The 12,007-nt window shown below is 69.5% G+C and carries 6 protein-coding genes; 3 read left to right on the top strand and 3 right to left on the bottom strand.

The features are described 5' to 3' along the window. Positions 1-107: 107 nt before the first annotated feature. Both AC07PV_RS08290 and AC07PV_RS08285 read right to left on the bottom strand, forming a co-directional pair. Positions 108-2,075 carry a sensor histidine kinase gene (locus AC07PV_RS08290; protein ID WP_494629949.1) on the bottom strand — a complete coding sequence of 656 codons (1,968 nt, stop codon included), beginning with the start codon at positions 2,073-2,075 and terminating at the stop codon, positions 108-110. Next, positions 2,065-2,811 carry a helix-turn-helix transcriptional regulator gene (locus AC07PV_RS08285; RefSeq protein WP_218297342.1) on the bottom strand — a complete coding sequence of 249 codons (747 nt, stop codon included), beginning with the start codon at positions 2,809-2,811 and terminating at the stop codon, positions 2,065-2,067. Before AC07PV_RS08285 ends, AC07PV_RS08290 begins: the two co-directional genes overlap by 11 nt. A 387-nt stretch (positions 2,812-3,198) precedes the next feature. Between AC07PV_RS08285 and AC07PV_RS08280 the strand changes: the two genes are divergently transcribed. After that, the gene (locus tag AC07PV_RS08280; protein WP_494629947.1) at positions 3,199-6,084 is read left to right on the top strand and encodes an IPTL-CTERM sorting domain-containing protein; all 2,886 of its coding nucleotides are present in this window, start codon (positions 3,199-3,201) and stop codon (positions 6,082-6,084) included. A gap of 54 nt (positions 6,085-6,138) precedes the next feature. Here AC07PV_RS08280 and AC07PV_RS08275 read toward each other — a convergent pair whose 3' ends face one another. Next, on the bottom strand, positions 6,139-9,504 hold the full coding sequence (locus AC07PV_RS08275) for an EAL domain-containing protein (RefSeq protein WP_218341356.1): 3,366 nt from the start codon (positions 9,502-9,504) through the stop codon (positions 6,139-6,141). Between the two features lie 292 nt (positions 9,505-9,796). Here AC07PV_RS08275 and AC07PV_RS08270 point away from each other — a divergent pair, with 292 nt between their 5' ends. Together AC07PV_RS08270 and AC07PV_RS08265 are read left to right on the top strand one after the other, a co-directional pair. After that, complete coding sequence (locus tag AC07PV_RS08270; protein WP_218297339.1) at positions 9,797-10,222, top strand: Fur family transcriptional regulator; 426 nt, start codon at positions 9,797-9,799, stop codon at positions 10,220-10,222. Positions 10,223-10,680: 458 nt separating this feature from the next. After that, positions 10,681-11,937 carry an Hsp70 family protein gene (locus AC07PV_RS08265; protein ID WP_218341357.1) on the top strand — a complete coding sequence of 419 codons (1,257 nt, stop codon included), beginning with the start codon at positions 10,681-10,683 and terminating at the stop codon, positions 11,935-11,937. Positions 11,938-12,007: the final 70 nt, after the last annotated feature.

The following is a 12,007-nucleotide window of genomic DNA, read 5'->3' as shown; positions in this document are numbered from 1 at the left end:
CTGGATCGCCACCGCTGTCGCTGCGGTGGATGCCTTGTGCTGGCGCCATCGGCCCTGAACCGGTGCCAACGATCCCGTGGCGGCTGGCTCGCGCGGAGGGCGGGGTGTCAGCCCTGCTTGTGCAGCGGCAGCCACAGCGTGAAGGTGGAACCTTGCGCCTGGGCGCCGTCACTGGTGCTCCAGGTGCAATGCGCGCCCAGCGCCAGCGCGCGGCTGTGCACGTTGGGCAGGCCCCGGCGGGCGGGCGCCAGCGCCTCGGACGCCGGGGGGCTGAATGGACGGCCGTTGTCCCGTATGCACACCTGCACGCCGCGCGTGCCATCGCCGCCGCCCTCTGGCGGGGGCCAGACGGCCTCGGCCGTGCTCAGCACGATCTCCGTCGCGCCACTGTGCTTGAGGATGTTGGTGAGGATCTCCTGCAGGATGCGCAGCACGTGCAGCGCGTTTTGCGCGTCCAGCCAGGGCAGCGGCGGCAGGTCGTCCACCTGCCAGTGCATGACCAGTCCCGCGCCCTCCAGCCGCAACCCGAGCCGATAGCGCAGGCCGGCCAGCAGTGCCAGCAGATCCGCATTCACGGGCTCCAGTGAGTCGATGGAGATCTTCAGGTCGTCGATGCACTCCCGCAGCACCTGCGCCACGTCCACGGGTGCCGCCGGCGCAGTCTCTACCAGCCGCAGTGCGCTCATCAGCGAGGAACCCACGCCGTCGTGCATCTCCCGCATCAGGCGCTGGCGCTCGTGCAGCAGCGTCTGCTCGCGCTCGGCGGCGCGCAGCAGCTCGTGTGTTTCGCGCAGCTGCAATTCCTGCGCGGCCAGGCGCTCGGCCTGCACGGCATTGGCTTGCTCGGCGACTTCCAGCGCGCGGTGGTAGCGCGTGAACCCGACCAGCAGGAACATGGTGAACACGCCCATGTACACGTAGGGCGTGAGGTAGATGTGCTCGATGCTGATGCGGTAGCGCTGCATCGCCAGGTCGTGGATGGCCAGGGGAAACGAGAGCGCCACGGCCCCGGCCAGCAGCACGCTGGACCAGGAGCGTTCGCGCCACGCGCCCAGCGCCGCCACGCACAGCACCACCAGGGCCGGAGGAAACAGCGCCAGGCGCAACAGCGGCAGCATCGCCTCGTGCCGCAGGTCCCACAGTGGCAGGGCCGCCAGCGCCACCAAGCCGCAATAGGCCACCACGGCGCGCGCCAGCCGCGGATAGCCCCGGCCCTGCATCCGGCACAACAGAAAGAAGGAGCAGGCCGACGACCCCAGCGAGCCCACGAGCGTGAGCCAGGAGAACCATTCATCGGGCACGCCGAAGCCCTCGGCATCGACCAGGTAGAACAGCGTGGCCAGCAAATGCCCCACCGACAGCAGGAAGAACAGCAGGTAGCCCGCCTCGCCCCGGCCGCGCCGCACCAGCCACACCGCCAGCGCGAACACACCCAGCACCAGGTAGGCACCGCGCAGGTAGGCCACCAGGTCGGTCTGCAGCAGGCTGCGCAGCCGCCACCCCGGCCAGAGCGCCTCGGCCGGCCCGGCCCACACGCTGGACAGCGCGCCGCCCACGCCGGGCAGGTTGGCCATGCGCACATGCACCTCCAGGGGAACGCCGGGCGCAGCATGGCCCGCCAGGTCCACCCACACCGGGCGGTTGAAGCTGTTCCAGACCCGGCTGCCGTGCGACTGCCAGACGAGGTGCCCATCGGCATACACCGCCACCGTGCCCACTGTCTGCCAGCGCGGGATGTACAGGCGCGTGCCCTGGGGCGTGGCGGCGAGCGCCTCGCCCGGCACCCGCAGGCGGTACCACCACACCTCGGGTGGCGCATCGGCCTGCGCGGCTGTCGAGACCGTGCTGCGTGCGCGGGCATGTGGCAGGTCCACCGTGCTCCACGGTATGGTGCTCGAAAGCACTGCATCGGGTGATTCGTGCAGCGAGGGCGGCGGTGCCCAGCCCCCGCTGGCGGGGTTCCACGCCTGCGCCTGCACCAGGTGCGCGGGCAGCATGCCTGCCAGCGCCGCGCCCCCGGCGGCGGCACCGGCCAGCAAGAGCCGCAGCGCCAGGCGCGCGAGATCAAGCCACATCGATCCACCCTTTGCGCGCCGCGGCGCTCACCGCTTCGGCCTGGGTCGTCACCTGCAGCTTGGCGTACACGCGCCGCACGAAGGTACGCACCGTGTGGCGCGACACGCCCATCGCCCGCGCCACCTCGTCCAGTGTGTAGCCGCGTGCCACCATGCGCAGCAACTCGGCCTCGCGCGCCGAAGGTGCCACCTCCGTGATCTCCGCCGCCGCCAACCCCGGCTCCAGGCCCGCTGACGGCTTGGCTGTCACGGGAGACTGCGCGCGGCGCAGCAGCAGCTTGCGCGCCACCATCGGATTGATGGGGCTGCCCCCCGCATGCAGGCTGCGCACTTCGTCCACGACGGCGCTGGGTGGCAGGTCCTTGAGCAGGTAGCCCATCGCACCGGCCTCGATGGCGCCCAGAACATGCGCCTCATCGCCAAAGATCGTGCTCACCATGGCCGCCGCCCCGGGCCAGCGCGCGCGCAGCACGGCCAGCACGTCGAGCCCGCTGCCATCGGGCAGCCCCAGGTCCAGCAGCAGCACGTCCAGCGGCGCATCGTCCGCCTGCAGCGCCGCCAGCGCTTCGGCGCGGCTGGCCGCCACCCACTGCAGATGCATGTCGGCCGCGCCTTGCAAGGCATGCGCCAGCGCGTTGCGGCAGACGAAGTCGTCCTCCACCACCGCCACGCGGATGGCAGGGGGCGCAGGCGCCGCATCCGGCGCCCAGGGAGTTGTGCGAGGAAGGGAAACCATGCGCCGATGCTGCCACAGGCCCAGGTCAAAAGCGCCGGGCCTGGCGGGGCTGCTGTGCCCGGCAGGCCGGCTGCGCCAGCCGGTACGGTGGCAAGCGGCGGATCATGGTCGGTTCTTCGGGCTGCATGCGGGGTCGGTGGGTTTCTGCATGGGTTCCAGGTCGTCAATGCGCGCCCATTCGGCGGGTGCTCTGTCCATGCTGCCATCCCCCGGGGCCCTTGTCATGTCGCCCAAACGGGGGACATACAAAACCGTGCCCATCCGGTAACTTCCGGTCCCGCAAGCAGGGGCCTGCACCTGAATCCACAAGAACACGGTGGCCGACACCGTTCCATTCAGGGCAAGCCCGAGCGGCTTTTCTCGAACGCACCACGGAGTGAGGAATACATGATTCGGATGGTAGAGGCCGCGATGCGGCCGGGCGCAACGGCGCGCCACAGCTCCCGGCCAGGGCGCAGCGCGGGCGCATCCCTGGAAAGGTCCCGGGCGGTCCGGGGGCTCGCGCTTGCGGCGGCGGTGGTCTTGCTGCAGGCCTGCGGCGGAGCGACCTTGTCGTCGTGGATCGAGGCGCCGCTTGTCGCCGACGGCTACACCCGCAACGCGGACTATTTCCCCTTCGAGCCCACGCTGCTCGTGAACCCCGACGCGAATGCGCAGCTGAAGTTCTCGTACGCCACGTTGCCGAGCGGAACGTTGACCAAGCTGGTCGTGGACAAGGCGAGCACGACGGCCTCCGTGGGGCAGGAAGCCTACACGCTGAATGCCGACAAGGTCGCGCGCGCGCGCCTGGTGCTCTATGTGGAGAAAGTGGCCGCGCCTGGCTATATCGCGATATTCAGCGCCCATCAGGACGGTGCCGATTGCTTCGAGCGCGAGGACACGGCGCCCCACTGCGGCCAGTCCGTGGCCAGCGCCGATGCAGCCGCCACCGATGCGGACAGTCCCGCGCAGCCCCTGCGCATCACCACGCCGGGTTTCTACAGCTTCGATGTCACCAAGCTGGTCAAATACCGGTTGGCCAACAACGTCGAGTCGATGATGCGTGTGGGCGCGGCCCCCGATCCCAACGACAACACCTTTGGCAGTTTCGAGTTCGCGAGCAAGGAGCTGCCAGCGGGGCAGGCCCATGTACTGCACCAGCCCCAGCTGCTGATCACGCTCAGCGATGCGGTGGGCGCCACCAGGAACGCCTATGCCGCGACCAGCGTGCGCCAGTCGTCCATCGACCCCTCCGTGGCTTCACGGAATTTTGCCCAGGACGAAAATCTGTGGCTGAGCGGCGTCCCGGGCAACCGGGCATATGCGCTGATACAGCCGCAATCATTGCCCACGGGCGCCTTCACCTTGCGCACCGCCCTGAACGAGATGGGTTCCGTGGGGGTCAAGCAAACCATGGTGGCGTTCGTGAATGCGCCGGTGCCGGAACAGGCCACGGCACAGCCGCAGGCGAATTTCTACACCAGGCCGGGATTCACCTCGCAGAACCAGCAGGTCACCTCCTGGAACGGGGGCTGGACCGAACCATCCGCAGCAGCCTTGTTCGCCACCGCACCGCTCGACCGGGATGCGCAGAACCAGTCCCTGTTCGTCGATGCCAGTGAGGGCTATGTCTCCGCGCTCGCGGGTGCCTACAACGCGGATCGCCGCGAGAACTTCGCCATCGCCGGCTCGACGAACCTGCAGGCTCCGCTGACGCTGGACAGCGACAACAACACCCGGACCGGGCACATGCCGCGTTTCGTCGCCGCGATCACGCCCGTGTCGGACAGGATGCGCAATTTCATGAAGTTCGACAGGGACGACAGCGAACACACCCGCAACTACTGCCTTGCGCTGGGCGATGGGATGTGCAACCCGTCGCTGTCGCTGCGCGCGCGCCTGGGGCAGCTCTTCACGAGAAACCCCATCGTCATCGACCCAAGGGCATCGACCCCCGAAGGTTCCTACCTGCCCTATGCGACCCCGATCAACGTCGCGGTGCCGTCCAGCGGCGCCAGCGCGATCATCCAGAGTGATCCCGATCCGGCGGAGCAGGGCTTCATGGGCGATGGCGGCACCGGCTACTACATCTACGACGCCCGGGCCAACCGCGTCGCGGGCCAGTACCAGGGAATCATCAGCATGCCGGGGCACAACCTGCGCGCCGTCATCCACTTCGAGAACCTGCCGCTGCCCGCGCCGTCGCTCGGTGGCCCGGGCACCATCGACATGGTGCCCGGCGCCGCGTCGGTGACGGTCGCGGCCAATGCGCCGATCCCGTTCCGGCTGACCGTGGTCGACCCGATCAATGCGAACATCGACGATACGACACGCTGGGCGATCACGAGCAGCAACCCGGGCGACACGATGCCGGGCGAGATCCAGCAAAGCGAAGGCAGCGCGGCGTTCGCGGCGACGTTTGCCGGGCCCGGCTCGCGCACGCTCACGGCGACGAGCAAGGGCGACGGCACGATCAAGACGACGATGAACGTCCTCGTCAACCAGGTGGTCCTGCCCGGCCAGGCGATCACGTTCACCTCCACGCCACCGGCGTACCCCGTCGTGGGCGGGGCCTATGCGGTGTCAGCCCTCGGCGGCGGCTCGGGCAACCCGGTCGTGTTCACCATCGATGCCGCCTCGACGGCCGGGGCCTGCTCGGTCGCGGGCAGCGTGGTGACATTTGCCGGCGCGGGCACCTGCACCGTCAATGCCAACCAGGCAGGCGACGCGAACTACGCCGCTGCCGCCCAGGTGCAGCAGACCATCGCCATCCCTGTCACCTACAGCGGCACCACCGTGCCCACCACGGGTGCGGGCGGCCCGGCCAGCGCCAGCTTCACGGGTGGAGGCGCCGGCTGCCGGTTCGACCCCGCCGCCACCGGCTTCATGGCCGCCAGCGCCGCCCCGCCGGGGCAGAGCGCACCGCAGGGCGCGTTCCGCGTCCGGCTGGTGGACTGCACCCCGGGCGCCACGGTGCGCGTGACCACCCTGTGGCCGCAGCCGGTCGCCGGCTTCACCAAGTACGGCAAGGCCAGCAGCGGCGCCGCCAGCGCCAGCTTCTTTGCGCCGAGGAATCTCACCATCGACGGCAACGCCGTGAGTTTCGACCTGACCGACGGCCAGCTGGGAGACGACGATTGGGCCCAGAACGGCGTGATCGTGGACCCGGTGATGCCACTGGCCGCCGCGGGCCTGGCCACCGCCATTCCCACGCTGAGCGAATGGGGCGTGGTGCTGACGGGGGCCACGCTGGCCGCCATGGCCTTGCTGGGGTTGCGCCGCCGCCGGGGCTGATGGGCGTGCAGGGGCCCTCACGGCGCACGGCCTCTGCCCGGCGCGTGAACGCGGTCATCCCCCGGGCGGGGGAGCCGGTGCCCTGAAGCTGGCGGCCCACGCCGGGAACTCGTCCGCCGGCATGGGCCTGGCAATGAAGTAGCCCTGCGCTATGTCGCACCCCAGATGCAAGAGCTGCTCCCAGTGCTCGCGGGTCTCTATGCCCTCGGCCACTGTCTTGCGGTCCAGGTCATGGACCAGGTCGATGGTGGAGCGCACGATCTTGGCGGAGCTCTTGTCGTGTGTCATGGCGGCGACGAAAGACTGGTCGATCTTGATGCAGTCCACGGGGAGCTTCTGCAGGTATGCCAGGGACGAGTAGCCGGTGCCAAAGTCGTCGATGTACAGCGGAATGCCTTCCTCCCGCAGGGCGTGGAGCACGCCCATGGCGTATTGCGCATCCTCCATGACGGTGCTCTCGGTGATCTCCACCTCCAGCAGCCCGCGTGCCACGCCGCGCTCGCGCTGCCAGTGGCGGAACTTGGCGAACAGCTGCTCATCGCGCAGGTTGCGCGCCGAGAGGTTGACGGCGATGGGCAGGGCGCAGTCCTGGCGCTGCCAGGCCTGGAGTATGTCGAGCACGGACACCAGCATCCATTCCGTCAGCGGCTTGATGAGCCCCGTGTGCTCCGCCAGTTCGATGAAGACCCCGGGCGCCAGCAGGCCGCGCTGGGGGTGGAGCCAGCGCACCAGTGCCTCGGCGCCGCAGACGCGGCCGCTGGCGAAATCGACCTTGGGCTGCAGGTAGACCCGCAGCTGGCCGGCGTCGATCGCGTGGCGCAGCTCGCCCGCCATGTTCAGGCGCTCGGCCTGGTCCTGTTCCTGCTGAGGAATGAAAACGACGTGGTCCACGCCCATTCTCTTGGCCTGGTGAACCGCCTTGTCCATGCGGCGCAGCAGGTCGTGCACGGTTCGCCCGTGCTCCGGGAACAGCGCGATGCCGGCCTTGGCCACCACATCCAGCGCGATGCCGGCCACCGAAATCGGCTGTGACAAGTTCTGCTCCAGCATGTTCACCGTGTGGCGGGCGGCGTGCAGGTCGCTGTCCGGCAAGAGGGCCGCGAACTCATCGCCGCGCAGGCGGGCCACCAGGGCCGATGGCGGGGCGCTGCGCTGCAGCCGCCGTGCGAACTCGCGCAGGATGTCGTCGCCGTGCGCAAAGCCCAGCGCTTCGTTGATTTCGCTCAGGCGCTCGATATTGAATTGCAGCACCGCCAGCGAGCGCGGCTGTTCGCCGCCTTCGTGGATGGCGGCGGCCAGCGCCTCTTCGAACTGGAGGGCATTGGGCAGGCCCGTCAACGGGTCATGCCGGGTGAAGTGGTGCATGGCGGCCTGCACGCGCTCCTGTTCGACGCGCGAGCGCAAGGTCGCGATGCCATAGGCAAGGTCATCGCTGGACTCCGTGAGCAGCGCGATTTCGTCCTCGCCAAAGGTGTCGGGTTCCGGGTCGTAGATGGACAAGGCGCCAATGACCTGGCCTGCCACCCGCAGCGGGCACGAGATGCCGGATCTCGGCCCGTGGGGCCTGCCGTGCCAGGGCGCATGGCCGGGGTCGGTGTTCATGTTGCGCACCAGGCAGACCTCCTCGGTCCGGATGGCGCTGGAGGTGACCCCCTGGCCCAGGGCCGTGCCGCTCAGGTCCAGCCCCAGCTGCCGCAGCGCGTCCATGCCGCCGGGGTAGCCGCATTCGGCCATGGGTTCAAGGGGCAGCTCCGGGCGGCTGCCGCAGTACCAGACCACGGCCATGCCATAGCCGCCGGCCGTGACGATGGCCTGGCACATGCTGTCCAGCAGATCCTGTTCCTCGCTGGCCCGCAGCATGGTGCGGTTGCCGGCGCTCAGGGTGCGCAGGGCGCGGGTCGCGTGCTCCAGCTGCCGTATGCGCTGCTCCAGTTCGGTGTTGAGCGTCTGTATGCGGTTCTCGAAGTGCTTGCGGTCCGTGATGTCGGTGCCCAGCACGTAGTAGCCGCCCACCTTGTCGTGCGCCTCGAACCTGGGCAGGTAGCGGATGGCCTGCCAGACCCCGGGGAAGGGCTGCCAGTCATAGGCCTGCGGGGTGCCCGCCAGCACGCCGTCGATCATCGGGGCGGCCTGGCCGTAGCGTTCGTCGCCGAGTATTTCCTGCACCGTGCACCCCGTGATGTCCGCGCGTTCCGGGGCGAAGCTCTGGCGGTACTGGTCGTTCACGTACACATAGCGCCGCTCGGCGCTCACGAACGCGATCAGCGCGGGAACCGCGCCAATGACGCTGCGCAGGTGGTCTTCGCTTTCTTTGAGCTGCGTCGTCCGCTCCCGGACGTGCGACTCCAGCAGGATGTTCTGCGCGCGAATGGTCTGCTCGGCCTGGCGCTCCGCCGTGACGTCACGGAAGACGAGGACCACGCCATGCAGCTGGCCGTTGGCATCCCGGATGGGGGCCGCGCTGTCCGCGATGGGGCATTCCGTGCCGTCGCGCGCGAGCAGCGACGTGTGGTTGGCGAGGGCTTGAATCTCGCCGGTGGCAAGCGCGGCGGCCACGGGCACCAGGGCGGGCTCGCGGGTCTGTTCGTTGACGATGCGAAACACCACTTCCACCGGCAACCCCCGGGCCAGCGCGATGGGCCAGCCCGTCAACTGCTCGGCCACGGGGTTCATGCGCAGGATGCGGCCTTCGGTGTCGGTGGCCAGCACGGCATCTCCGATGGAGTGCAGCGTGGTCGACAGGCTCTCTTCGCTGTCCGCCAGCGCGCGCTGGCTGGTTTCGGTTTCGCGCAGCTGCCGGCGGATCAGCACGTAGGTCGCGCCCAGCAGGGCCACCAGCATCGCGGCGGCGATGGAGCCCGCCACCACCAGTTTCTGCCGTGCCTGGGCATGCGCGTTGGCGCGCAGCGTGAGCAGGTGGCGCTCCGCCGTGTCCATGTCGCCGAGCAGCTCGTAGGTGCGTGCGCGCGTGGCCCGCAGCGGCGCCGTGGCCACGAAGGCATTGGCGGCCTCCTGGCCCTGGGTCTTGCGCAGCATCTCGACCTGCCGGGAGATCACCATCCGCTGGTTCACGATTTCCCGCAGCTGGCCCCAGCGCTGGTGCTGGTCGGGGTTGCTGGCGGTCAGCAACTGGATCCTCTCCAGCGTGCGCTCTCTCTGCGCGATGGTGTCGTCGCGTTCGGCGATGTGGGCGGGGTCTCCGCTGAGCCGGAAGTTCTGCGTGGCCAGCTCGATCTGCAGGGTGTAGCCACGGGTGCGGGCCAGGTTGTTGAGCACCTCATGGGTATGCGCGAGCATCAGCGCGGTCTGGGACGCATCGTTCGCCACCCGCCAGGTGGCCGCCACCAGCGCCGCCACCACCAGCACGGCGGCGCCGAATGCAATGGCGACCTTGCTTTCGAAACTGGACCAGCGTGCCACCGTATTGACCTTTCCGTGAGGAGACCCGGCCGGAGGGACCCGGATCGAACAGTACGCCGGCACCGGAAGGACGGGGTTCGCCATGCCTGCTGCATCGTGCAGCACATCAGGAATCCGTTGGCTGGCTGCTATCGGCCAGTTCGAATATACCGACTGGAGGCCTTGCGGGGAACCAATAGATGGCATGGTGGAGCTTTGTGGGCCCCCTCAGGGCGCGCCGCCCGCCGGTCCCGTGGGGCGCGGCGAGTCCCTAGAATCGCGGGAGCCCACCGACCCCCCAAGAAACACGACCATGGAACGAGCAACCCGCCAGCGTGCGGCAATCCACGCCGCGATAGCCACCGCAGGGCGTCCCTTGTCGCCGCAGGAGGTCCTGGAGGCAGCACGCGCCGACATCCCCTCGCTGGGGGTGGCAACCGTCTACCGGAATCTTCGCGCGCTGATGGAGGACGGCACGATCGAGCCGGTGACCCTGCCCGGCAGCAGCGCCCGCTACGAGATGGCGGGGCAGGACCACCATCACCATTTCCTGTGCCGGGTCTGCCACCGCGTGTTCGATATCCATGCATGCCCCGGCGGCTTCGCGCACCTGGCCCCGCCGGGCTTCACCGTGGACGGCCACGACATCACCTTGTACGGCCAGTGCAGCGATTGCCAGCCCCCGCCGCCGGCGAAGAAGGCGCCGGCCCCGGCGCGCCGGGGCCTCACCCGGGGCTGACGGCCTGCCTTTCCCGTGCCCGCCGGTGGCCGCGGCGGGCGGTCGCCGGTTTCCATGCGCACCTGCCGGGGGCGGCATGCCGCTTCGGGCCAAGGGCGCGCGGAGCGTGAGACAATGCCGCCGCTGCGCAGCGGCTCCACGGGAGCCCCACTGCCGCTGCCGATCCGAGGGCGCCATGCCGTGGCAGGCACCAGGCCCGGCGGCAACGCCAGGCAACGGCGTGTGAATGCGCGGCCGATGTGCCGGTACCCGCCTGCACAGCCGAAGGCCCTTGATTTGATGAAGGAATCAAGGGCCTTTTCTTTTCAATGGGCGCCCTGGGCGCCGGACGGTTTCCCCCGGCATGCCTCGCGGCATGCCATTCACCCTGTTCCACGCGGCCACCGCCGCCACTCGCCGGCCCGGGCACGACAGTTCGGCCGTGCAGAGTGACTTCGCCACCGATTCTCTGACCTCCCATGACACCCTTCCTGAAGGACACCACCCTCGGCATCGACTTTGGCACTTCCAACTCCGCGATGGCCGTGCGCCAGGGCACCGGGCCCGCGCGGATGATCGCGCTCGAAGGAGGCGCCCCCACACTGCCCACCGCGCTGTTCTTCAATGCGGAAGACCACCGCACCCACTTTGGCCGGGATGCCGTGGGGCAGTACCTGGCGGGCACGGAGGGGCGCCTGATGCGCTCGCTCAAGAGCCTGCTGGGCAGCGCGCTGCTGCAGGACAAGACGGCGGTGCACAACAAGCTGGTGAGCTACCAGGACATCATCAGCCTCTTCTTGCGCATGCTGGTGCAAAAGGCGCGCGATGACCTGGGCGGCATGCCGGCCCGGGTGGTGATGGGGCGCCCGGTGCATTTCGTGGACGGGGACGCCGGCCGCGACCAGCAGGCGGAAGATGCGCTGCGCCAGGCCGCGGTGGACGCGGGGTTCGCCGAGGTGTCGTTCCAGCTGGAGCCCATCGCCGCCGCGCTGGACCACGAGCAGCGCATCACGCACGAGTCGCTGGTGCTGGTGGTGGACATCGGCGGGGGCACGTCGGACTTCACGGTGGTGAGGCTGGGGCCGCAGCGCATGGCGCGCGCCGAGCGCGGCAGCGATGTGCTGGCCACCACCGGCGTGCACGTGGGCGGCACCGACTTCGACCGGCGGCTGAGCCTGGACCTGCTGATGCCCCTGCTCGGATTTCGGCACACCGGCCCCGCGGGGCGAGAGGTGCCCAGCCGGGTGTTCTTCGACCTGTCCACCTGGCACCTGATCCAGTGGCTGTACTCGCCGCGCGCGCTGCGCGACGCGCAGAACCTGCGCACCGACTATTCAGATGCCCGGCTGCACGCGCGGCTCATGCGGGTGCTGCACGAGCGCTTGGGGCACCGCATGGCCAACACCGTGGAGCAGGCCAAGATCGCCGCGTCCCTGGGCGATGCCGATGCGCCCATGCCGCTGGACTGGATCGAGGCCGGGCTGGCTGAATCCGTCACCCCCGAGGGGCTGGCGCGGTTCCTGTCGCAGCCCCTCGAACAGGTGGTGGCCTGCGCGCAGGAATGTGTGCAGCTGGCGGGCCTGGGGCAGCAGGGGGTCGATGCGATCTATCTCACGGGCGGCTCGTCGGCCCTGCGGCCGCTGCGCCAGGCCCTCAAGGCGGCATTTCCCGGCACCCCCCAGGTGGAAGGCGACCTGTTCGGCGGCGTGGCGGCCGGGCTGGCGGTGTCGGGGTGAGAGTCCGGCGGGAGGTGCCGCGCACCCTGGCCGGTGCCGGTACTCGCCGTGGCGGGTCGGTTTGCTATTG

The organism is Acidovorax sp. GW821-FHT09A11, assembly GCF_059418365.1.
This window is presented reverse-complemented; position numbering and strand designations above follow the sequence as displayed.